The 22,098-nt window shown below is 62.4% G+C and carries 26 protein-coding genes and 1 pseudogene; 5 read left to right on the top strand and 22 right to left on the bottom strand.

Annotation, left to right across the window (positions count from 1 at the left end; genetic code table 11):
• The 15 genes and pseudogenes from ACWGCN_RS26290 to ACWGCN_RS26220 form a co-directional block, all read right to left on the bottom strand.
• Nucleotides 1–512: pseudogene (locus tag ACWGCN_RS26290) on the bottom strand (NAD-dependent malic enzyme); the annotation flags it as partial.
• A 166-nt stretch (nucleotides 513–678) separates the two neighbouring features.
• Nucleotides 679–2,139 (bottom strand): NAD-dependent succinate-semialdehyde dehydrogenase, encoded by a 1,461-nt coding sequence (locus ACWGCN_RS26285; RefSeq protein WP_452457926.1) that lies wholly within the window; start codon nucleotides 2,137–2,139, stop codon nucleotides 679–681.
• Nucleotides 2,136–2,261, bottom strand: coding sequence for a hypothetical protein (locus ACWGCN_RS26280; protein ID WP_452457925.1), 126 nt, complete (start codon nucleotides 2,259–2,261; stop codon nucleotides 2,136–2,138). Before ACWGCN_RS26280 ends, ACWGCN_RS26285 begins: the two co-directional genes overlap by 4 nt.
• Nucleotides 2,262–2,385: 124 nt before the next feature.
• Nucleotides 2,386–3,663: a serine hydroxymethyltransferase gene (gene glyA, locus ACWGCN_RS26275; RefSeq protein WP_452457924.1), complete on the bottom strand. Its 1,278-nt coding sequence runs from the start codon at nucleotides 3,661–3,663 to the stop codon at nucleotides 2,386–2,388.
• 20 nt (nucleotides 3,664–3,683) lie between these two features.
• Complete coding sequence (locus ACWGCN_RS26270) at nucleotides 3,684–3,983, bottom strand: putative quinol monooxygenase (RefSeq protein ID WP_452457923.1); 300 nt, start codon at nucleotides 3,981–3,983, stop codon at nucleotides 3,684–3,686.
• Between the two features lie 25 nt (nucleotides 3,984–4,008).
• Nucleotides 4,009–4,770: an iron-sulfur cluster assembly protein gene (locus ACWGCN_RS26265; RefSeq protein ID WP_452457922.1), complete on the bottom strand. Its 762-nt coding sequence runs from the start codon at nucleotides 4,768–4,770 to the stop codon at nucleotides 4,009–4,011.
• The gene (locus ACWGCN_RS26260; RefSeq protein WP_452457921.1) at nucleotides 4,767–6,017 is read right to left on the bottom strand and encodes an NAD(P)/FAD-dependent oxidoreductase; all 1,251 of its coding nucleotides are present in this window, start codon (nucleotides 6,015–6,017) and stop codon (nucleotides 4,767–4,769) included. Before ACWGCN_RS26260 ends, ACWGCN_RS26265 begins: the two co-directional genes overlap by 4 nt.
• Nucleotides 6,014–6,343, bottom strand: a complete 330-nt coding sequence (locus ACWGCN_RS26255) for a Rieske 2Fe-2S domain-containing protein (RefSeq protein ID WP_452457920.1) — start codon at nucleotides 6,341–6,343, stop codon at nucleotides 6,014–6,016. The genes ACWGCN_RS26260 and ACWGCN_RS26255 overlap by 4 nt, the downstream gene beginning before the upstream one ends.
• Complete coding sequence (locus ACWGCN_RS26250) at nucleotides 6,340–7,392, bottom strand: toluene hydroxylase (RefSeq protein WP_452457919.1); 1,053 nt, start codon at nucleotides 7,390–7,392, stop codon at nucleotides 6,340–6,342. Before ACWGCN_RS26250 ends, ACWGCN_RS26255 begins: the two co-directional genes overlap by 4 nt.
• Nucleotides 7,385–7,696, bottom strand: coding sequence for an MmoB/DmpM family protein (locus ACWGCN_RS26245; RefSeq protein ID WP_452457918.1), 312 nt, complete (start codon nucleotides 7,694–7,696; stop codon nucleotides 7,385–7,387). The genes ACWGCN_RS26250 and ACWGCN_RS26245 overlap by 8 nt, the downstream gene beginning before the upstream one ends.
• Nucleotides 7,693–8,004 carry a toluene-4-monooxygenase system B family protein gene (locus ACWGCN_RS26240; protein ID WP_452457917.1) on the bottom strand — a complete coding sequence of 104 codons (312 nt, stop codon included), beginning with the start codon at nucleotides 8,002–8,004 and terminating at the stop codon, nucleotides 7,693–7,695. The genes ACWGCN_RS26245 and ACWGCN_RS26240 overlap by 4 nt, the downstream gene beginning before the upstream one ends.
• On the bottom strand, nucleotides 8,001–9,533 hold the full coding sequence (locus tag ACWGCN_RS26235; RefSeq protein ID WP_452457916.1) for a toluene monooxygenase: 1,533 nt from the start codon (nucleotides 9,531–9,533) through the stop codon (nucleotides 8,001–8,003). The genes ACWGCN_RS26240 and ACWGCN_RS26235 overlap by 4 nt, the downstream gene beginning before the upstream one ends.
• Nucleotides 9,534–9,547: 14 nt before the next feature.
• The gene (locus tag ACWGCN_RS26230) at nucleotides 9,548–9,973 is read right to left on the bottom strand and encodes a nuclear transport factor 2 family protein (RefSeq protein ID WP_452457915.1); all 426 of its coding nucleotides are present in this window, start codon (nucleotides 9,971–9,973) and stop codon (nucleotides 9,548–9,550) included.
• Nucleotides 9,974–10,041: 68 nt separating this feature from the next.
• Nucleotides 10,042–10,476, bottom strand: a complete 435-nt coding sequence (locus tag ACWGCN_RS26225; RefSeq protein WP_452457914.1) for a nuclear transport factor 2 family protein — start codon at nucleotides 10,474–10,476, stop codon at nucleotides 10,042–10,044.
• A gap of 40 nt (nucleotides 10,477–10,516) precedes the next feature.
• Nucleotides 10,517–11,554 carry a DJ-1/PfpI family protein gene (locus tag ACWGCN_RS26220; RefSeq protein WP_452457913.1) on the bottom strand — a complete coding sequence of 346 codons (1,038 nt, stop codon included), beginning with the start codon at nucleotides 11,552–11,554 and terminating at the stop codon, nucleotides 10,517–10,519.
• A 286-nt stretch (nucleotides 11,555–11,840) separates the two neighbouring features.
• Here ACWGCN_RS26220 and ACWGCN_RS26215 point away from each other — a divergent pair, with 286 nt between their 5' ends.
• Nucleotides 11,841–12,557: a type 1 glutamine amidotransferase domain-containing protein gene (locus tag ACWGCN_RS26215; protein WP_452457912.1), complete on the top strand. Its 717-nt coding sequence runs from the start codon at nucleotides 11,841–11,843 to the stop codon at nucleotides 12,555–12,557.
• Here ACWGCN_RS26215 and ACWGCN_RS26210 read toward each other — a convergent pair.
• The 3 genes from ACWGCN_RS26210 to ACWGCN_RS26200 form a co-directional block, all read right to left on the bottom strand.
• Complete coding sequence (locus ACWGCN_RS26210; protein ID WP_452457911.1) at nucleotides 12,543–13,505, bottom strand: AraC family transcriptional regulator N-terminal domain-containing protein; 963 nt, start codon at nucleotides 13,503–13,505, stop codon at nucleotides 12,543–12,545. The genes ACWGCN_RS26215 and ACWGCN_RS26210 overlap by 15 nt on opposite strands.
• 445 nt (nucleotides 13,506–13,950) lie before the next feature.
• The gene (locus tag ACWGCN_RS26205; protein ID WP_452457910.1) at nucleotides 13,951–14,106 is read right to left on the bottom strand and encodes a hypothetical protein; all 156 of its coding nucleotides are present in this window, start codon (nucleotides 14,104–14,106) and stop codon (nucleotides 13,951–13,953) included.
• Nucleotides 14,107–14,121: 15 nt separating this feature from the next.
• A complete protein-coding gene (locus ACWGCN_RS26200; RefSeq protein ID WP_452457909.1) occupies nucleotides 14,122–14,331 on the bottom strand; it encodes a group II intron maturase-specific domain-containing protein in 210 nt (69 codons plus the stop codon).
• 1,098 nt (nucleotides 14,332–15,429) lie between these two features.
• Here ACWGCN_RS26200 and ACWGCN_RS26195 point away from each other — a divergent pair.
• The 4 genes from ACWGCN_RS26195 to merB (ACWGCN_RS26180) are packed head-to-tail and all read left to right on the top strand — an operon-like array spanning nucleotide 15,430 to nucleotide 17,253.
• Entirely contained in the window at nucleotides 15,430–16,254 is an 825-nt protein-coding gene (locus ACWGCN_RS26195; protein ID WP_452457908.1) for a protein kinase domain-containing protein, read from the top strand.
• Complete coding sequence (locus ACWGCN_RS26190; RefSeq protein WP_452457907.1) at nucleotides 16,251–16,679, top strand: alkylmercury lyase; 429 nt, start codon at nucleotides 16,251–16,253, stop codon at nucleotides 16,677–16,679. The genes ACWGCN_RS26195 and ACWGCN_RS26190 overlap by 4 nt, the downstream gene beginning before the upstream one ends.
• A 53-nt stretch (nucleotides 16,680–16,732) precedes the next feature.
• Nucleotides 16,733–17,116: an organomercurial lyase gene (gene merB / locus ACWGCN_RS26185; RefSeq protein WP_452457906.1), complete on the top strand. Its 384-nt coding sequence runs from the start codon at nucleotides 16,733–16,735 to the stop codon at nucleotides 17,114–17,116.
• On the top strand, nucleotides 17,050–17,253 hold the full coding sequence (gene merB, locus ACWGCN_RS26180) for an organomercurial lyase (protein WP_452457933.1): 204 nt from the start codon (nucleotides 17,050–17,052) through the stop codon (nucleotides 17,251–17,253). The genes merB (ACWGCN_RS26185) and merB (ACWGCN_RS26180) overlap by 67 nt, the downstream gene beginning before the upstream one ends.
• 1,710 nt (nucleotides 17,254–18,963) lie before the next feature.
• Here the strand turns inward: merB (ACWGCN_RS26180) and ACWGCN_RS26175 are convergent.
• From ACWGCN_RS26175 to ACWGCN_RS26160, 4 genes are all read right to left on the bottom strand, one after another.
• Nucleotides 18,964–19,299, bottom strand: coding sequence for a hypothetical protein (locus ACWGCN_RS26175; RefSeq protein ID WP_452457905.1), 336 nt, complete (start codon nucleotides 19,297–19,299; stop codon nucleotides 18,964–18,966).
• A 255-nt stretch (nucleotides 19,300–19,554) separates the two neighbouring features.
• Complete coding sequence (locus ACWGCN_RS26170) at nucleotides 19,555–20,814, bottom strand: PucR family transcriptional regulator (protein ID WP_452457904.1); 1,260 nt, start codon at nucleotides 20,812–20,814, stop codon at nucleotides 19,555–19,557.
• A gap of 334 nt (nucleotides 20,815–21,148) precedes the next feature.
• A complete protein-coding gene (locus ACWGCN_RS26165; protein WP_452457903.1) occupies nucleotides 21,149–21,436 on the bottom strand; it encodes a hypothetical protein in 288 nt (95 codons plus the stop codon).
• The gene (locus ACWGCN_RS26160) at nucleotides 21,433–22,023 is read right to left on the bottom strand and encodes a GDSL-type esterase/lipase family protein (RefSeq protein ID WP_452457932.1); all 591 of its coding nucleotides are present in this window, start codon (nucleotides 22,021–22,023) and stop codon (nucleotides 21,433–21,435) included. The genes ACWGCN_RS26165 and ACWGCN_RS26160 overlap by 4 nt, the downstream gene beginning before the upstream one ends.
• Nucleotides 22,024–22,098 lie beyond the last annotated feature (75 nt).

Genomic DNA, 22,098 nt, shown 5'->3' with positions numbered 1-22,098 from the left:
AGCACCACGATAGCGGTGCCGTGCTGGTCGTCGTGCATGACCGGGCAGTCCAGCGCCTCGATCACGCGGCGCTCGATCTCGAAGCAGCGCGGGGCGGAGATGTCTTCCAGGTTCACCGCGCCGAAGCTCGGACGCAGGTGGATCAGCGTCTGGACGATCTCGTCGGGATCGGTGGTGTCGAGCACCAGCGGGATCGAGTTCAGGCCGGCGAACTTCTTGAACAGCGCGGCCTTGCCCTCCATCACGGGCAGCGAGGCGCGCGGGCCGATGTCGCCGAGGCCGAGCACGGCGGTGCCGTCGCTGACCACGACCACGAGCCGGTCGGTCCAGGTGTAGGTCTTGGTGAGCGCGGCGTCCTCGGCGATCGCCCGGCTGACCTGGGCGACACCGGGGGTGTAGGCGATGGACAGGTCGCGCTGGGTCTCGAGGGGGGCGCTGAGCTCGACAGACAGCTTTCCACCGAGGTGACCCGCGAAGATCTCCTCCTGGGTGATGGTGGCGGACACGTTCATAGACGACGTCGTCGTGGTGTACACAGTTGTGGTTTCGGGTGACATGATTTCACTCCTCTAGCTGTGCGGACATCAGAAATCCACTATTGTCGCGCGATTTACTTCGGTGCCTGACGCCAGAAGTCGAGCGAAGGCATTTTGGACCCGCCGACTGCGCGTCCTGTGTTCACCAATCAATACTGAAGTACTGGACTTCGGTGTACTCCTCGATACCGATGCGCGCACCCTCCCGACCCATTCCGCTTTGTTTGAAGCCGCCGAATGGCGCCGATGGGTCCGAAACCAATCCGCGGTTGATACCGACCATGCCGGCCTCGAGACGTTCGGCGATCTTGATGGCGTCCTTGGTGTCTCCGGCGAACACGTAGGCTGCTAGCCCGAACTCGCTGGCGTTGATACTCGCGATGAGAGCATCGACGTCTGTCCACGTGACCACGGGTGCCACGGGCCCGAAGATTTCTTCCTGCACGACGGCCGCTTCTGCGGGCACCCCGGTAAGTACCATGGCCGGAAAGAAATAGCCAGCAGCTTGAGCCGGAGTCGATTGATGGGCGATCGTAGCGCCGTCAGCGACGGCCTTCTCGACCAATTGAGCGACACCCTCGACTGCGCGTTTCGAGATTATCGGTCCGATGTCGGCCCCCGCCGACGCCGGTCCGATGTCCAATGCTTCGACTTTGGCGCCGAGCCGAGCGACGAAGTCGTCTGCGATATCGGCATGCACGAACAGGGTGTTGGCTGCGGTGCATGCTTGGCCACCGTTGCGGAACTTGGCGAGCATCGCACCAGCGACGGCCGCGTCGATGTCCGCGTCGGCTGTCACCACGAACGGCGCATTGCCGCCGAGTTCCATCGAGGAATTCACGACACGGTCAGCGGCCTGGCGGAGCAGGATCCGTCCTACGGCGGTCGAACCGGTGAACGAGATCTTGCGGACACGGCTGTCCTCCAGCCATGCCGTCACCACACCGGGTGCATCGGTGGTGGGCACGACATTGACCACACCGTCAGGAGTGCCGGCCTCGATAAGCAGTCGCGCGATGGCAATCGCCGTGAGAGGAGTTTCGGTGGCCGGCTTGAGGACCACGGTGCAGCCCGCAGCCAACGCCGGAGCGATCTTGCGGGCGGCCATTGCTGCGGGAAAGTTCCAAGGTGTGACGAGCGCGGCCACCCCGACCGGCCGATGCGTGACGATCGTTCGGGTTCCCCCCACGGGAGAGGATCCATAGTCACCGTGGGGGCGCACCGCCTCTTCGGCGTACCAGCGGAAGAATTCCGCCGCGTAAACCACTTCCGCCCGCGCGTCCGCCAGTGACTTGCCGTTTTCCGCGGCAATGAGCAATGCGAGACGCTCCACATCGCGAACCATCAGCTCTCGGGTGCGGTAGAGGATTTCACTTCGCGCCCGTGGAGGGTGTGCCGCCCATCTGGCCAAACCGGCGGTGGCCGCATCGACCGCCGACTTGGCGTCTGTCTGCGTACCGTCCGCGACATAGGCGATGGGCTCGGCAGTCGCTGGGTCGTCGACTGCGAAGGAGGGAGTCCCGTTTCCTGGTCCCCAGTGGCCGCCGATGAGAACGCCATTGGTGGCGTCGAGTTCTGCGATGATTTCCCGGATGTCGGTCACGGAACAACTCTTTCCATCGGTGTGACGTCGCGGTGACGAACACACAAGCAGTCGCTGGGCAACAGCTCGGTGGGTAATCCGGCGACCAGGTCGTCGAGCTTGCTCAGCAGTGCGGTGGTCATAGTGGGGACTCCAAGGGAGTAGTGAGGTGCTCTGGCAAGGATTGCGACGGAACCGGCAACCGTTGGCGTTTGCAGTGCCGGGTCCGGCGGCGCCCGAGTCGACACCTGTCGCGACTGCGGAGGGCTACACCTCTGCGTAGTTCTTTGCGGTGTCAGGCAAGTACGGGTAGATGGGGAAGGCGTCGGCGAGCGTGGTTGCTCGGGCGGCCAACTCCGCTTCGTCGCCGCCGATGAGTGTTTCGGCGACTATGTCGGCCACCTCGGTGAACTCCTCGCGGCCGAATCCCCGCGTGGCCAGTGCGGGCGTGCCGATTCGAAGTCCGGAGGTGACCATCGGCGGACGCGGATCGAAAGGTACCGCGTTGCGATTCACGGTGATTCCGACACGGTGCAAGGCGTCTTCGCCGTCGCGTCCGGTCAAAGGTGAGTCGCGCAGGTCCACCATGGCGAGGTGTACGTCGGTACCGCCGGTGAGGACGGCGATCCCTGTGCTCTGCACGTCGGTCTCTGACAGGCGGGCCGCGAGCAGCCGTGCCCCCTCGACCGAGTTGCGCTGCCTGGTACGGAATTCCGCGCTGGCAGCGATCTTGATCGCAACAGCCTTGGCCGCGATGGCGTGCATCAGGGGGCCGCCCTGCTGACCGGGAAAGACGTTGCTGTCTATGGCCTTTGCATGCTCCGCCGTCGTGAGGATGACCGCGGAACGCGGCCCGCCGAGGGTCTTGTGCACCGTGGTGGTGACGACATCGGCATACGGGATCGGCGACGGGTGAAGTCCTGCGGCGACAAGCCCTGCGAAATGTGCCATGTCCACCCACAGTGTGGCCCCCACGTCGTCGGCCACAGCGCGGAATGCCTCGAAGTCGAGTTCTCGTGGATAGGCCGACCATCCGGCGATGAGGACCCGCGGGCGTTCGGCGCGGGCAATGGCGAGCACCTGGTCCATGTCGATCCGCGACGTCCGAGGATCGACCTGATAGGCCGCCGCGCGATAGAGCTTGCCCGAGAAATTGAGCCGCATGCCGTGGGTGAGGTGACCGCCGTGTGCGAGGTCCAAACCCAAGATGGTGTCCCCGGGTTGGGCGAAGGTGCTCAGCGCGGCTGCACTCGCTTGCGCACCTGCGTGTGGCTGGACGTTGGCGTGCTCAGCTCCAAACAGTGCTTTGACGCGGTCTATCGCGAGTTGCTCAACGACGTCGACGAACTCGCAGCCGCCGTAATACCTGCGCCGGGGGTATCCCTCAGCATATTTGTTGGTCAGAACCGAGCCTTGGGCCTCCAAGACCGAACGTGGTACGAGGTTCTCGGAGGCGATCATTTCCAGCGTCGAGCGTTGCCGCCCGAGCTCGCCGGCCATCGCAGCGGCGAGCTCGGGGTCGACGTCAGCGAGTGGCAGGTCCATCACGGACTGAAGACCTGTGCTCACCCTTCGTCGCCGACTGTCGTGAACGTTGTCACCGAGCGGCTCTGCAGGCGCGGAATGACCTCACCGAGGACGAGCGTTTGAAACGGCTCGGAGGCGCGGTGTTCCTCGTAGCCGGTCGCGTCGGTGTAATGCTCGTAGACGACGAAAGTGTTCGGGTCATCGTTGCTGACCTGTGCTTGGAAGTGGACCGACTTCTCTTCGGCGCGGTTGCCCTGGGTCATTTTCTCGAGGATCGACCGGATGTAGTCGGCCTCGCCTTCTTTTGCGGTCCAGGTGGCGATGATGACGTGTCCCATGATGTGTTCCCTCCGGTGGGTGAGCTCAGATGGTGAATCCGATGGCCTGCAGTTGTTCGCAGCCATCGGCGGTGATGTCGGACGGCTTCCATGCTGGAACCCATTGCCACTCGATGCGGAAGTCGGAGACGATCCGATCACCTTCTGCCGGCAGCAGCGCGGCGCGCATCTGGTCGGACATGATCTCGGTCAGCGGGCAGGCCGCAGACGTCAGTGTCATGGTGATGATGGCCACGCGGCCCAGCTCGACCGCCACGTTGCGAACGAATCCTAGGTCCACGATGTTGATGCCGAGGTCGGGATCGATGACCTCGTATAGGAGTTCACGGACAGAGTCGGCCAGCGGATCACGGTCGGCAGGTCCACGATCGGCCACGTCATCCTCGCGGCGTGACGCAGCCGGCAACGGAGCCGGCGCGACGTCGGCACCGGTAGCCTCGTAGAGGCCTCTCGGGGTCAGGTCGAACCGGATGTCGCTGGTGGCGCTGGCGATCCAGTCGGCTTTCCCGTGCGCCTTGCGTCGTACCCGCACGATGTCCTCACCCGCGGTCACGGCTGCGGCGGTGACCACGAGCTGTTGCGGGTCGAGGCCCGAAGACCGCGCGTCCGACATCGCTTTGTCGATGATGCGGGCGACCGGTTCGCAGGTGTGGCCGGCTGCGAAGCGCAGCTTCTCCCGCGCTTGGGGTGCGGTGAGGCCGGTGACGGTGTCGAGTGCCGCACGCGCCTCCTCCCACGGCACGCGCACTTGCGATTCGGTAATCGTCAGTGCGGTCACGAGAGTCATGAGGTCCTCTCCTCTGCTGTGGCGCTGGCGGGCACACGTGAGCGCAGTCGGTTGAGCGGCATCGCCTGGTCTCGCAGCTGGTCGGCCGTCACGGCATGGTCGACGAACAGCAACCGGCGCACCGCGATCGCGTCGCGCGGCTGGTTGAGCGAGATCACGCTGCGAATGTGCCCGTCCCGCAAGGCGAATGCCGAGAATTTCAGGTCGTCGAGCGAGCCACGGATGACGACTTCGTCCGAAGCCTCGGCGCGCCCGGTCCGCTGCAGGTTGTGTTCGTATTGATCGGACCAGAACCAGTGCGCCTCGACGAACGGCTCGTCGTGGCCCAAAAGGTTGCGCGCTGCCGCCGCGCCGTGCCGGATGGCGGTGTCGTGGTGTTCGACCCGCAGGTGCTGGTTGTAGAACGGGTGATAGGAGGAGGCGACGTCGCCGGCGGCGTACACGTTCGGCGCGTTCGTTCGGCAGAATTGGTCGGTGACGATGCCGTTGTCGGTGACGATGCCGGCCTCGGCGGCCAGTTCTACGTTGGGCAATGAGCCCGCTCCGACGACGACGAGGTCGACCTCGATGGAACCGTGATTGGTACGCACGACAGCCGACGAACCGGTGTCGTGGACGCCGAGAACGACGCTGTTGAGATGCAGCCCAACCCCTTTGGCGCGGTGTATGTCGGTGAAAACGGCGCCGATCGAAGGGCCGAGTGCTTTGTTCATCAAGACGTCGGCGCGTTCCACGATGGTGGCGCGTTTCCCGAGACCCACCGCAGTTGCCGCGACCTCGCAGCCGATGAATCCGCCGCCGAGAACGGCGATGCATTCGGCTGATGCGAGCCGAGAACGCAACAACTCGGCGTCCGCGAATGACCGCAGCGTGAGTATTCGGTCGCTCGCGCCGCCCGGTGCCGGCCGAGCGCGGACTCCGGTCGCCAAGACGAGTCCGTCGTAGGACAGCGATTCGCCGGTCGAGAGTTCCAAGCGCCTTGCTCGTGGGTCGAGGCGTTGAGCCTTTACCCCGAGAAGGGTCTGCACTTGGTGGTCGACGTACCACTGTGGCTCGCGAACCAGCGTCGGTATCGAGGGTGTACCAGGTTCCAGGAAGTCTTTCGACAGCGGTGGTCGCTCGTAGGGCACAGTGTCGTCGTCACTGACGAGGACGAGTTCGCCGGCGAAGCCGCCGGAGCGAAGGGTGGCAACGGCTGAGGCCGCCGCCACCCCTCCTCCGACGACAACGTGTCGTACGGTAGTCATCCGACGTCGACCTGGATCATACCGTCGGCATTCACCCTGCACGGGAACGACTTCAGTGTGGTGTCGTCCGGGTTGATCCCTGCGCCGGTATCGGCGGCGAAGGTCCACATATGCCGGATGCAGGTGATCGACTCACCGTCGAAGTCACCTTCGTCGAGTGCCCATGCCTGGTGCGGGCACTTGTTTTCAAAGGCACGGACTGCACCGTCGACATTCACCACGAGAACCTTGGTGCCGTCGATCTCGACACCGACCATGTCACCTTCCCACAAGTCGTCGATGTCCTGAGCGTCGTGCCAGTGCCGGGTGGCGTCCTCTGTCATCATGGCGTGCTCACCTTCTCCACCGCCTCGGCTGGTGCGAGGATGCCGCGAAGCAAGCCTTCGCGTGCGGCCTTGGCACCGGCACTGACGGCGTCAGCGTTGCGTGGGATTTCGGGAGTCTCTGCGAGGATCGTCGCGAGCCCTTGTGCAGCGGCATCGGCGATCGGGGACCACTTGGCCACCCATTTGTCGATTGCCGATGCGCTGGTGGGCTCCTGGGTGATCGCGAAATTCGCCAGGGCGATGCTCCACCGGTTTCGTCGCTGGTTGTCCGCATCGAGGAAGCCGTGCAGAAGGCAGGTCAGTTCGTCGCCGTTGTCGCGGGCCATCTCACCGAATTGGCGGGTGAGAACGTCGTCCAACGTCGGCAGCAGCACGAGGTTGAGCGCCGTGAACGCCTCGCCGTAGTCGTAGGTGACGAGCACGCTCTCGACTGCCTTGCGGGCGGGTTGCCATCCGGGATGTGTCTCCCACATTCTGCGTTCGCGATCGGTGCCGATGTCGGAGCTCGGTTGTGCTAGCTGCAATTCCCGAGTGCGGTACGCGATCGTGGTGACCCGGCGCAGGAAGTCCGCAGTGGCCAGACCCGCCGTGTTCGTGACGTAGGACGTCGGCGCCATGTAGCCGATGTAGGCCTCGATCTGCTGACAACCGTGCACGAGATAGCGCGACGGTGTGTACAGGGTGGCCAGGGTCTCGACCCAGCCCGGGGCAAGGGCCGCAGCGGAACCGGCCGACGCGTACTCCTCGAGCACGCCGTGCACCTTCGACTCGGACTCCGCCTGGGCGTTGACGTAGGACCGATAGGTGTACTGGTCCGGGTCGCGAAACTGCTCCCAGTCATGGGCTTTCAGGGCCGAGTTGTCCCGGTACGTTTTGAACCACATGTTGGGCGCAGAGGATGGATTCTGTTCGAACGCCGACGTACGGTTCTGCCGCGTTGTCCAGTTCTGCCCGTGCGTCACGATCTCGTATTCGCTCGGCATCTTGCGAATTTCACCGAACGCACTGAACGTGCGGCGTGCGCGTGGTTTGCGAACTTGTTCAGTCATGAGCGACTACTCCTTCGGGCGCGGTGCGTTTGATGTTCTCCCACACGATTTCGTCGCTGTTGTTGACCACACGGCCGACGAAAGACGACATCATCGTCCCGAAAGAACGAATCTCGTAGTCCGCGCCCAGATACTCGCGAAGTGTGTTCTGCGTGACACGAATTCGGTCATGTCCTTGGACCCGCACATACGACCCGCGGTCGATGATCTCGATGTCTTGGTCGGGATTGTCGTCGCGGATGGCGGCGATAACTTCTTCGATCTGGTCACCCATGCGCAGGATGGGACCGACAACACTGTTCATGACGCTCCCTTGGGCACGAGGTACTCGACCGCGATGTGGTCGAGTGGTGCGAAGCCGGCTTCGGCGACGGTCATCTCCGCGGGGACGACCCGACCGTTGTGGATGACGACCTTCTCATATGGGCGGGCACGCACGCGTTTGCCCTCGACGTGATGGGCGACCGCCGCCGCCACTTCGGTCATGGTGTCAGCAGTGGTCACCGGCACCAGGATCTGGACGAAGTCCGTCGCGAAGATCGCGTTCAGCGGCACCAACTCGGGTGCCCGATCCGCGGGCCCCAACTCGATTGTTTCTCCAGACTGTGTCATCGCGTCGCCCCCTGAACCGCTGCGGCCGCGATACCCTCGACCGCGCGGCCGACATAGTCGCGGGTCCAGGCACCGTAATCAGGGTCGTCGCCCATGGTGTCGGGCGTCATACCCATGTAGTTCAGGATCCCGCCGACATCCATCGGCTGGATCTGACCGCCCAGGAACCGGTCGATGAGCGTCTCGTGATTGACGTTGTCACGGTCTTTCCAGAAGATCTGCCGGCAGGCGTTGGTGCAGAAGTGGTACTTCCTGCCGTCGTAGTCGAGCTGCCACGTGCGAACCTTCCACTCCCCGTTGCGCGACGGGGTCGCGTTGCAGCACGGGAGGTGACAGGTGCTGCACAGCCACGGCAGTGTTTCGGGCAATGTCGCCTCGACATTGTTTGCGTTGACCTGGTCGATCATCACGTCCCATTTGTCGCCGTAGACGTTCTCCCAGTTGGGGTATTTGGAAGCGAGCCAAGCGCGTTCGTCCTTGCTGACGCCGGCCTTCGGCCGCCACCACACAGTGGGACGCCAGTACCACAGACCCATGTGCAACCCGTGGTGCCAGGTGTCGAGTCCAGTGATGAACTCATCCCAGTACCACGGCTTCTTCAGTCCATAGTCTTCGATCGTGTGGATGTACTGGTCGATGATCCACTCCTCCATGAACTCCCGGTAAGACTGCTTGCGGTGTTCGAGAGGGGTGTAGTAGTCCATCGCCGGTCCGGTGAGCGCGGCAAAGGCTCGGGCCGAGCCCCAGAAGCTCTTGTCGATCACCCACTGTGCGCGGACCGGGTCGTGCTCGACCAGGATCTCCATCGTGGGGCCACCCTGCTGAGAGTGGCGAGCTTCGTCGGTCTGGATCGAGGAGATCATGTTGGCGAAGTTCACGTCGCCGGATTCCAGTGCATCCGCCGACAGAGCAATGAACTGCAGATTGGTGAAGCCGGTCTCGAAGGTGAACGGCAGCTCGATCGCGAGGTCGACGACGTTGGGTGCAGTCATCATGCCGTCGAACAGGTTTCGGAGCGCGACAGGTACCCAGTCGTTGGTGTGGAACGTTTTCTGGGTCCAGTCGTACTGTGCGTCCTGGCCGACGAACTCGTGTCCGAAGAACGTGGTGATCTGCGCGTGCCGCATCTCGTCGAGCTGACCGAATGTCGCCATGTTGCGCCACGAACCGTTCAGTCCGAACCGTGCCATCTTCAGTTCACCGAGCACCGCAGCGTATTCGACCAGTGCGACCCCGCCGAAATGCATTTTGGTGGCCGACTTCCACCCCTCGTCGAGTTCCTGAAATGTATTCGAGCGCTGCAATGCGGCCTTGACCGCGTAGGTGGAGGATTCCTTTTCACGTTGGGTCGCCACATATTCGGGATAGCTGACCTTGTAGGACTCCTCCCATCCCTGCCACGCCTCGCGCGGCACTTTCCCTGTACCGCAATGCCATTCAGGATAGATCGCCTCGTAGTCGACGTAGGTGGGCGTCCAGTCGACGTCGCGGACGAATCCCTGCCACTCTTCACGCTTCAATAGGGTCATGATATTGCGCTCCTCTAGTCGACTTCCATGTGGCCGAGCTGTTGGCTGATTCCGGCGTTGTTCCAGTAACCGGTCACCGATTCGATGAGACCATCGCTGTCGAGCCGGAAGATGAATATGTGTGGCTCACTGAAGGTCTTCCCTGCGGGGAGGACCAAGCCCCATGGATGCTGCTGAGTTCCACCGATATCGACCTGGACGACGACGTCGCCCTCGTCGTTCGCATCGACGGAATGCACGACATTGGACAGGTTGGGAAACGCGCTGATCAGGCCCGTCCAGATCGGCTTGCCGACTGTTCCCACCTTGCCGTCGCCACGCAATACGCGCTGTTTACCCCACACTTCGAAGGGCGGGTAGGAGAAGTCTGCGTTGATCGTGCAGAGATCCACCATCCCGTCGACATCGTGTGCGCGATACCGGTCGAAGAACTCGGTCACCACCGCAGCGTTCTGTGCTGCAGTGCGCGACGACTCAATTACTGATGCACTGGACATGGGTGAGCTCCTCAGACGATTGCTATTTGGTCGAGCCGCTTGACCCCGAGGCGGCGGTAGAGCTGCTGTTGACACCAGTACGCGTCGATCTGCGCGATGCGGTCCTCGGCGACGACGAAACGCCACACTTCGTCCAAGTCAATGTGCTTTTCCTGGTTGATCGCGCCGGCGTAGGGGGCGGCTTGGGTACCCTGGACGTTGATCACAGTGGTGACCACGTTGCCTGTGGTGATGTTCTTTTTCACGGTGACGATCAGATCGGGGAAGGCCTCGACGATGTCGGCGAGGACGGTACGGACGGCGCCGTGGCCGGTATCTTGGCGATCGAGTCCGTAGACGTTGATGTTGATGTCTTCGGCAGTGTTGCCGACGGCTCCGTCGATGTCACGTCCGGCGAAGTCATCGAGAAAGTCGCTGACAACTTTCTGCGGGCTGCGACTGTTCACAGGGGTACTCCTTCTGGTCTTGCGCAGGAACGACAGCACCTCAGGCTGCTTTCGCCGAGGGCGCGGCTTTCAGCGCTGTGATGACGGCGGCGGCGACGGCCTCGGTCGAACCCGGGTTCTGTCCGGTGATGACGTTCCTGTCGACAACAACGTGGCTTGCCCACGCGGACGGGCCATCGTCGAACACGGCGCCGGCATTCTTTATCGCGGTGTCGACGTACCAAGGCAGGCCGAGCAGGCCCGGTTCGGTTTGGTTCTCCTCCTCGTCGGTGAAGCACGTCATCCGGTAGCCGTCGAAAAGCCATTGACCGTCAGCACGTTCGGGCGCCGAGAGCATCAGCGCGGGGCCGTGGCACAGAGAGGCGATCGGCGCACGCTTGTCGTGCAAGGCAACCAGCAGTTTCCCCACATCGGCGTTGTCTGCCAGGTCGACCATCGGTCCGTGCCCACCCGGAGCGAACACCGCATCGAAGCCGGCCAGTTCGTCGTCGCCGAGGCTGCGCAGATCCAACGGGTGATTGAATCCGTCGAGGTCGTCGAGTCGCGCTTTCCGTTCGCCGGCAAGTTCTTCACTCGCTGCACGTTGTGACGCGACGGCCTGGTGAATCTCTGCGGGGCTCAGTCCTGCGGTCAGGCCGTCCTCCACCATCACATCGGCGAGGTGTCGATCGTGGCGCCACGCGATCTTGGCTGCCTTGCTGACCTGATCGTGTGCCTGTGCCGACGTCATGCCCTTGTCTTCGAGTGCCGCTGCAATCCGACGGCTGGCGGCAAGTCCTAGTCCGGTGTTCTGGTGCAGAGTGAATCGGATGTCGTCGACATCGTGGGCGAAGGTGCGCACGACAGAGTTGAGATAGTCCTTGTCTTCTTCCGGATAGTGGAAGTACCAGGTCAGCCCGTAGGGATCGGCTGTGGGCTTCTTGCCGTCCGGGGTGATGACGGCGACGTCGAAACCAGCCGCGGTGAAACTTTCGAAAGGCTTGATCGCTTCCTCGGCGAAGTACCCTGTCGGATGGGTTGTGCCATCGGCCATGGTGATCTCGGTTGCGCTCGAGACCAGGTAGGCAATGCGCGTCATCGGCTTCCTCCTGCGTCGTTGGTTGGTGGAATGTGACCCGTGTCATTGGATGGTGAGAATGTGACCGCGATTACATCCATTTCGAAGCTAACCCACCCGAAACCGCGGCGGTACCGCGTTCCGACTCGATCTGTGCCCATTCCGAGCGACCCTGAGATACCGATATCGCAGACCGACTGACTTGTATCGGAATCGAGCTCACGAGCGACGATCCCAACCGTCTCCGACCTAGCGTGGGGTTGCGCGGCCGTCGGCCGCGTTGTCACCGACACGACGGAGGATCATCATGTCCCGCATACTTTTTGCCGTGACCGGATCAGATAGTTGGACACTGGCCGACGGCACTGTGCATCCCTGTGGATACTGGCCCGAAGAGTTGGCCGTCCCGCACGAAGTGTTCACCGACGCCGGGTTCGAGATCACGATCGCTACGCCGGGCGGCGTCCGACCGGCAGCAGACGAGGCTGGGTTTTCGCCGGAAATGAACGGCGGCACAACCGAGCCCGGAGATCGATTCCGTTCCTACCTCGACGGCATCGCCGAGAGCCTCTCGGCACCAACGGATCTGAATGATGTCCGCGCGGAGGACTTCGACCTGGTCTTCGTCCCAGGGGGTCATGGGCCCATGGAAGACCTTGCAGTGTCGGATACTTTCGGCGCACTCATCGGCGACTTCGATGCACTGAGCAAACCCGTCGCCGCGGTGTGCCATGGACCGGCAGCGCTGTTGCCGGCCCGCAACGACGACGGATCGTGGCTGTTCAAAGGCCGCCGTGTCACGGGATTCAGCAACGCCGAGGAATCTCAGGTGGGGTTCGCAGACAAGGCGCCGTGGCTTCTGCAGAACCGGCTCACCGAGAGCGGTGGCGTGTTCGAAGAGAGCGGCTCGCCATGGCAGGAGCATGTCACCCTCGACGGCAACCTCTACACCGGTCAGAACCCAGCATCATCGAGGCCGTTGGCGGAGGCACTGGTTGCCGCGCTGACCTCAGCTCGCGTCTGAGCGAATCGCTCGCATTTGCTCGCCCAGGGCCTGCGCATCTGCATAGGCCCTGGGCGTCGTCCCGAATCGCCCCCGGAATTCCTTGATGAAGTGGGATACGCTGGCGTAGCCCACCACACGTGACACCTCGGTGACAGCGAGTCGACCGTCAACGAGCAGTTCGCGTGCACGGTCGAGGCGAATCTCCTTCACGAACTGGTACGGCGACCGGCCTGTCACCTCGCGGAACAGATGCGAAAATGCCGACGGGCTCAGACTCACCTGCTCAGCCATATCGGTGACAGTCATCGGCTCGCCGAGATGGGCACGGATGTAGGTCAACGCAGCCGCAACCGGATTGCCCGCCGCCTGCTTTGCGGCGATATGCAACATTCGCGAGAATTGCTCCTTCTGCAGGACGCGATACACCATTTCCTGCATGTACAGCGGAGCCAGCACGCGACGATCAGCTCCCACCGACAGCGCTTGCAAGAAACGCAGCACCGTGCCCATCAGGTCCAGGTCCAGTGCCGATACCACGCACTTGTCGGGTTCTGCGTCGAAGCGAACCGGCGGGAACGACGCGGCTCGACGCTCGAGCATGTCCGTCGACACCTTGCGAACGAGCGCTGGGTCGATCTGCAGAACGAACGACAGGAAGGGCAGACGCGCAGACGCCTCCAGAATCTCTGCTTGAAAATGCAGATTACTGCTCAGCACAAGGTAATTGAACGGGTCGTACACGTAGCGCTTACCCTCGACAGTCACTGCCTTGCGCCCCTGCGCGACGATGCCCAGAGATAGTGACTGGATTTCCTCCCACTGCGGGTCCATCGGTTCAGTGAATCGATAGATAGTCAGTCCTGGCCATCCGCCGTCGTTGCCACCGACCCTCGGCGCCCGCGCGGCAAGCTCCGCAATGAGATCACCGGACGTGATTCTGTGCTCGATTTGATTGATAGCAGTCATTGATCGGACCTTCCGTCAGCGAGCACACGCCGCATCGCAATATATTGACACGCGGCAGCCGCTCGTCCAGACATGGGTCCTCGGTCTCCTCGTGGATGTTCGTCCATTCTACGCCTCGTCGCCGCAAAAGTCATTCGTCGTCCAAATGCGAAGCGGAACTACCCTATTCATGAAGAAGGTGGTAGCGAAGGAGAGGACAGGGTCCTTCATCGACGAGACCGAGAGGGTCAGCAGGACAGTAGTTCCTGCGGGCTTTTTCTCTGCCCGAATACAGTTCCGGCACCGGCGGAAATAGCCCTGCCACCTGGGAAGACCTTGGCGTCGATCTTCGCCGGACCTTCGCCGGCGTGATCGAGTTTCGAGCCAGATCCGACTTGAGCAGCCATCGGATTCGTTGCACACCAATACTTTCCCGCCGATCCGCCACGCGCTGGCCCCACGACAGCTACACGGGGGCCTCCTGCTGCACCTGCATGTGGCCCGCGGCGATATTGCTGCCGGTATTCGGCACCACCCGCCAAGTCCGAAAGATGCTGGGTGCGAACGTGATCCCGTCATGGCTGATCAGCCCGAGCTGATCGTCGGAGGCATACGCGATCACCCACCGCCCGAACGCTCAGGTGCGAACGATGTTTCTTCGCGAGGAATCCCGCGATCCACGTTCATAGCTCCTGATCTTCTCGAAGCGTTGAGGCGAGTTCCCGAATCGGAAATACCCTGCCCGCCCGCGTAGGAAGCGGTTGACCTCATCCACGATGAACTTCACCCGCAGCAGCGCCCGGTTGCGGCCCGTCAATTCACGAACCCGGTTGCGAGCGTGCGACATCGCCTTGCCTGCGGGCCAGCTGGACAGCCAGCACAATTCGTAACATCCGATGATGCGAATCCTCATTGTGGTACATGCGCTTTCGCGGTGGCCGAGGGGTGCTTGCGGCGGAGTTCCCGGTCGTGTTGCCACATGTGGACGAGCAGCCCGTCGGCTCGCACTGGTGACCGAGGCGCGGATTCTGAGCCGCGGTGGTGGCCGGATGGTGGTGCGGTCGGCGGGGTGTGGCAGTGTCTCGCGGGGTGAGCGAGCGCTGCGGTCACCTGCGCGAACCGACAGCAACCGCTCTCACAACTATCGCGGCAGATACGCGAATTCATCTCTGGCACATTCAAATTCACCTGAGATCGCTGAAGATTATGGGCAATTGATCGGCGCGCCCTATAGGGATCCTGCTGAACATTTGCCCATTCCACCATGATTACGCAGTAGACCTATCGCAAACATAGGCGCTACATGTGTAATGGATGTGGGCGTTCCGATCACATGCCGTGTACATGACCAAATCGCCCCCGCCGTATGACAACATACGCATACGCGGAACTACTTGCGAAGGCTAGAAGGAATGGTGAACCGAGTACGAAACCAACACTCTCCAACTGCTGTTGGTGCGGCGAGGCATTCGAAGAGACACGGAGAAACTTGGTGTCGGGACGTGGTAAATCCTCCTGCTGACACGATGGAGTTCGAACTCGGCTCATGTACGGCCATGCAAGCGGAAGTCGAACGAGACAGGTAGGTTCGGGAGCTGATCGGCGGAACCCCTTGGCCACTAAAGCCTTCGCTGGAATATGTGGCACAGCCACACGATCAGGATGCTGTACGTTTCGAGGTGTAGGTGCTCGCCACCCGCGCTACCAGGCAACGACGCCGACGGCGGTTCACAACGACGTGACCTCGAAACGACAGCATTCGATTATCCGAAGAAGACACAATGATCAAATTCGGTATCACGAAGACAATCGATCCAACTAGAGCGCTCGAACATAGCGAACGAATCCGCCGCGACCCGCCCGAAGTCGCACGATCATTGCGTACGGTTACTGCGAGAAATTCTCAAACCAGCGATCTGACTACACCACCAAGTAGGACTCGCGTATGAGCGAAACCGACACATTCAAAACTCAGCGCGCCGCCGTGATCACTGATATCACGGCGGAGCTGGCGAAAGATGGATTTGCCGCCGCCCAGGAGATCGGGCGCGGCAGTTTCGGCGAGGTGTATCGCTGCACCCAGGAGGCATTGGATCGGACTGGCTACGCTGTGAAGGCTCTTACCGCCCACCTCGAGAAGGGCAATCGCGAACGGTTCCTTCGGGTGCATCGGGCGATAGCGAAGCTGACCGGGTGCCCTAGCATCGCGGGAGTGCTACAGGTGGGCATCACCACGTCCGGTCTATTCCATCTGGTGATGCCCTACCACCCGCATGGTTCCTTCGACGCCGGGATCCGCCGCCATAGTCTGTTGTCGACGGAGGAGACGCTCCGAGTGAGTGTGGGGGTTGTCGGGGATCTAGAGACCGCGCACCGGCTAGGCGTTCTGCATCGGGACGTCACACCCGGCAACATCCTGAACAGCGTTCACGGTGAGCCAGCACTGACCGATTTCGGGATCACGCGGATCCCTGATGGGTTCCAGACCGCTACGGAGACGGTCACCGGTTCGCGGCGTTCATCGCATCGTGCCCAGGGCACGGGAATCACCTCGGACGAGATCGAGGAATTGTTCCAGTTTGCAGATGACGGGCCGACGGACTGCTGCGCGGGGCGCGCACTGGCACGGGTAGCGCAGTCGGCACGACGAAATACCGACCTACGCCGCATGCAGCAATCAGTGGCCGAGCTCATCACGACCTGCGAAATCCCGCGTGCCGAACGCCGCCGCCCGATCCTGACATCACTGAACCAGGGAGAAGACTCATGAGACTGGAGATCCTCCAGGTCCCCGACTGCCCGAATGCGCCGGTACTCGAGAACCGCATCCGCCGAGCAGTCGCCGGTCGACCGGTCGAAGTCGAGATCGTGCACCACATCGTACGCGACGCCGAACATGCCGTGTCGGCCGGGATGACCGGCTCACCGACCCTGCTGATCGACGGCCGCGACCCCTTCGCGACGGCCGGATCAGTGCCCAGTCTGGCGTGTCGGCTCTACCCCTCGTCGGACGGGCTCGACGGCGCACCCGCTGTCTCGGCACTGCGCGCAGCGTTGGGGCTGGCCGAGGACGGGGAGCCGACCAACCGTGACGACACCGCATCGTGCTACATACCCGAGTCCGAAACCTGTTATGCGACGGACACGCTGAGTTCTCAACCTGCCGATGCCCATCCGGCAGATGCTGCCGAATGAGGGTACATCAGGCGATCCCGTGAGGATTCGCCGAACGAGGACGCCCACCCATCGTGCCAGAACTAGCCGAAGTTCTTGCCGGGCACGATATTTCACTCGCCGCGGCGATGCGACGGTTGCACGAGTCCGATGTCGTTCGCCTCGACGGCGATGGCGAGGTTGCGCCGGCCTATCCGTTCTTGGGCACGCCGACCCGACACCGGGTCCAGATCCTCGGCGGGCCTGCCGTTTACGCGATGCGAGCAGTCGATGCCATCCGCCTGACGGTGCTCGACACCGACACCGACACCGACGTCTACTCCGCCGACCCGGTCACGGACGCCCCTATCACTGTCGCCATCGACCATCAGCACCTCACCGTCGACCCCCGCTGTCGTGTTCGTCGGAGGACAAGGCACCCCAGGCGCCAACGGCAAATTCCTGCTGCAACTACCTGAACTTCTTCACCGACCGACCCGTCGCTGCGGCATGGGCTGCCGATCACCCCGAAATCCCGTACCTGGTCCTCGACCTGACCCAGGCCCACGAACTCGGCAACCAGATCTTCGCGAACCTACTCGGAAACGGAAACTGAGCCCCTGCTCAGTAGGCAGGTTCCCGGCCTAGCGTCCCCGAGATGGCCAGGCCTGCGGGCAAGGCCCCGATCAGCGCTACTGCCGCAGCGAAAACCACCACATCGACCCATGGAGAACGTCTCCCGGCCAGCGCGGGCCCCGCGGGCAATGAACGCAACTCGGTCGTTACTGTGCCTGCGATTCGGCAATCTCGACGGTATGCGAACCTGCTGGTAACGACCGTTTCCATCTGCAGGGCGCCCTGCCGTGGGGGCACCAACCTGCATAATTTGCGCAGTTCAGGGCGTTTTTTGAAAACTGGAATACACAAGAAGCCCAGGTCAAGGGTCGCAGGTTCGTCCCCTCGGGTGCTAGCTCTGAGCCGACGACCGCCCCGCTTCGATCGGCGCGATCTGCGTGCAACCCATCCGAGGAGTGGGACAAACAAGCATGACCGGTGACATCGCACACCAACTCGACGGGAACTAGCAGATCTACTCTGACTGCGAGCACTCCGGACAGCTCGGCTCAGTCAGCCGTGCAAGGCGAACCAACGAATCTTCATGGAAGCGTGATCGCTGTCGCCGCCTCGCGGCGATGTTCGGCAACGGTCGTCTCCGATCATGTCGACAGCGATCTCGAAACGATTGCCCGACACCGATGACCGTCCTCGGGTTCGCACCTGCGGCGAGGTGTCAAAAATCGATCCCCTGTGGGACAGTTTCGGGGATGGCTTAGTTCAGATCCACGCGAGTCAAATCATGCAGACAAAGCCAGCGGGGTCTGCTGCAGTCCTACACAGGCTGCTGATGGAGGAAGCGCACCGTGAAAACAAGACCAGAGTCTGTGTCGGTGGCGCAGCTTCGCCGCCGGTTCGAAACCTCATTGGACGCTGCGGTTCATGGCCTCCGGGTTTCCTCTGAGCCGTTCGATATCGAAGTCAGCCACGCCCTGAACTTGGTAGCTGCCGGAGCCCCTGATCCGCAAGCTAACGTGGTCGAGCAGGCACGATCGAAGTTCGAGGCCCAACTCGACGGTAGTCACGCGGCTGCAGCGTGTGAGCAGCTTCGTGCACTTGTCATGAGCCGACGGCAGTAGCTCCAGCGTCGTAGGCCGGTCACGTAGTCGGCAGCATCCTGTTTTCGTTCCGGAGGTTCAGATTCATGCACGACAGAACACAGCACCGCGACCTTCCTTGTGAAAACCGATCAGCGCCAGGGTATCTCGCAAGAAGGTGACCATCGGGTTCGACGAGCCTTTCCCGCACACCAAGATCGGTTACCATCGGCTACCCTTCGCTCGATCGGCCTGGCAAGAGTACGGACGGATGTTCACGCCGCAGTATCGGACAGGTGGTGCCGATCGGTAGCCGCAGGCGTGGTGTTTGGATGACGGAGTACCGCGGCCTTGACAAAGACCGGCTATGAAGGTCAGATCTGGTCACACTCGAGGTGATCGCCCTGCATATTCAGTGGGGGTCAACCTCTGCGCGGGTCCAAAGCGGTAGCCACACAGGTCTTTCGAGCGCATCGCGACCGCCGTGCTTCTCCATCGAACACGAGCCTCCGACAGTTCGGCGCGGGCATCCTCATCCCCGCAGGCGCCTTCACACGGGAATGCCCGTTGGGAACGGACCACCAGGTTCACGTCGATGCACTTTCCACAATGCTCCCAAAACAACCCGCCACGGCGAAACGTGGCCCGAAGTTTTTCGGCACCCAAAGCTCTGACTACGAGTGCGACCCTAGGTGCCCCTTCGCGAATGCCGCTGTTACGTAGTCGACGAGGTGGAGACGGAGGCCGGCCTGTCGGTCGGCGGGTACTTCGTGGGGCATGGCGGCGAGGGCTGCTTCTACCTCATCTAGCACGACGGGAAGCGGAATTCCTTCCCGTGAGCAGATCTGCACGGCGACTTCCAGATGGTCCACGATCGAGCGCAGGCGCGCGGCAGTGCCGCTATCGCACAACTCTGCATCGAACCGCAGGTTGTGCTCGAGATTCCGGCGTACCTGATCACCGTCTTCGAGGTCGAGCGATCGTGTGGCATTGCTGATGTGTTCGTTCATCCGATGCCCCCCTGTTGAATTCGCCGTGAATACCGTCAACCTACCGAACACCCGCAAGCAACGGGCCAATTTCAGCAATTATCTAGCTATTCGACAGCTCTACGCACGGGACTTGTGAAGCCTCCCCAGGGCATCGAACATCGTATAAACACCACGTTTCTCAGCGAAGACGACGCCGCTTCCCTTCGCCCGGATCGGCAGCATCTCGGGATCAGACCGAGATGGCTACCGATAGGCAAATGAAGAGGCTGTCGATCACGCGGAGCGGGCCGCGAGGTCCCGGGAGGCGTCGGCATCCACCCGGTGCGGGGCGATCGACGTGGGCGCCTCATGGCTGCGTGCGATCATCGCCGATCGCAGCTGCCACATATCCGAGGACTGTGCGGGATCGAGTCCGGTGAGTGCGGCGACTCGGCGAAGCCGGTAATCGACGGTATTGGTGTGGATGTGCATCAACCGAGCAGAGCGTTGGCGGTTCATGTTGTTGGAGATATGAATCCGCAGGGTCTCATACAGCTCGGGATGGTTGTCCAGGGGCGCGAGGAGTTCACCGAGCCGGTTGCGGGCCGGGCCCGGGCGAGTGAGCTGGTATTCCAATGCGAGCTCTTCGAACCGGTAGAGCTTGGGCGCGCACTCGAGCCGCTGCACCATGTCGAGCAATTCGTGGGCCCGGCGTGCAGCGTCGGGGATCTCGGCGGTCGCCGCCGAGACCAGCGCGGCAATGATGTCGACGTGGGCGGCGCGCGAGAGTGCGGCGATGAGTGCGTCGAGTTGAGTATCGTTCATCAACTCGGTCGGCAGGAGAAGAGTTCCGCCGTCGACCGAGAGCAGCGCGAGCACCTGTTCGCCACAGTGGTGTGCCAGCGCGGCCTGCACTCGACGCAATTTACGCCGCGCCACGACGGAGCCGTTGAGACGCGCATCGTGTTCGTCTGGATGGGCCGGAATCGACAGTGCCAGTACCGAATACTCGTTTGCGACGGGGATTCCGCATTCGCGCGCCATCGTCGATGTCGGTCGCCCGGCCATCAAGGCGGTGGTGAGGGTGTGCACCGCGTTGTGGTGTTGACCGGCGACTTCGCGCTGTTCGCGCAGGTAGGACTTAGTCACTGTGGTGCACATCAGATCCGAGACCTTCAGGATGGTCCGGAATCCGTCGATCATAGTGTCACGGTCGTGGGCGGTGTCCGGGGTGTAGACCCGATCCATACTCAGGCGCAGGCCTTCGTGGAAGGCGCGCAGGATGGCATCGATCGGTACCCCTTCGTGTGCCCATCCTGCCGCGGCGATCGAGAGCCGGTTCAGCTTGTCGGTGACGTCAGCACCGTCGATGACACCGCCCACGATCTCGAGGCACATCCGAGTGACAGAGGTGACGTTGCCGGCGATCGCGTCACCCGGCAGGGTTCGGCAGGTTGCCACATTCGCGGCGAAATGCTCGACCAGTTGACTGGTCAGGCCTCGCACATCGCGAAGTGGGGTGAACATCGGTGTCTTGTCGAGCTCGATCGTCATCGTCGACTCCCTTTTGTGTACCACCAACGAGACCGAACAACTCGTTGGTGACGGTTCCTTCTTCCGCAGCGCGCGACGTGACAGCTAGCGTTCGACGTGGAAGCGTCGGCACATTTTGCTCGTTCCGATGTGATGGCTCGCACTGCGAAGCGTTCGTGATCATGACTGTAGGGTGAGCTACCGCTCACCTTCTACTTTTCTTTTCAACCACGTCTGCGAACGAAAAAGATACGCTTTACCTGGGGATGTTCTGTAACTGGTCGATCGCTCCAGCGAATGGTCTCCCATTCTGGCAGCAACCACTCACTTTTTGATCCTGGTGGCTTGTGCTTGTTTACCGAGCTGCGATCTCCGCAGCGACGGCGCTCATGCCGGTGTGGTTCGGGTGGTAGGAGCTGGTGATGACGGCGACCGGGCTGCCGAGCTCGGCTGAGCCGGTGGCACCGCTGGACCCGGTGATCAGTGGGCTCCGGAAACCGTGAACCCAGGGCTGGGGTGCGCAGGCGGTGTGGGATTCGGCGTCAGGGGCAGTAGCGATGCCGGTCGCGGCGGCGGCCGCGCGGGTAGCCAGGATAAGAGCGTCGTGGGTACGGCGGGCGCGCTCGGCGTCTGCCCGGTTCATTGGAACGTTGTCACAAGTGGTGGCGGCCCGGTCGAGGACAGGCAGGTCACCAGCAAGACGGTCGCACGGGGCGCTTTGCGCTGAACAGCACGGACAACGTCGGTGATCGCGGTTTGCACCCGGGTGTATTCCGACGTGGTCGGCTCCGGTGAGGTTCCAGCGACGGTGGCGCAGGCAGCCGCAGCGAGATGCGAGGCGATCGGAATTCCACCCGCGAGGCCGTGACCGCAACTCTGCGCGATCATGTTCGCGCTCATCGCCAGATCATTGCCGCCGATAGTGATGCTCACCAACTCGGTGTCCGCAGTGACCGCTTCCATCTGCCGTGGCAAGGTTTTGCCACCGCGCAACTGCTGCCCCCGGTCGGTGACATCGGCGGTTGTCGCACCCGAGCAGGTCACATCGACCAACGAGAACCCGAGCTTTCCCGCCAACTGTGCCGGATAGTTCAGCGCCGAGCGCAAGCAATCGACGTCGGCGACCGGTCCGAGTCCGGGGCCAGCAGCAAACGAACTCCCCAGCGCGACGTAGCGCGGAGCTGTGCCCGGTGGCGCCTCGGCCGTTACCACCGAGTTCGCGGTGACCACCAATGCGGCGACGCACAGACCGACTGCACGGGCGGTATGGCGTATCTGTTGTCAGCTCCTGGCACTGCCTGGTGG

The sequence above is a fragment of the Nocardia sp. NPDC055050 genome (assembly GCF_053608345.1).
This window is presented reverse-complemented; position numbering and strand designations above follow the sequence as displayed.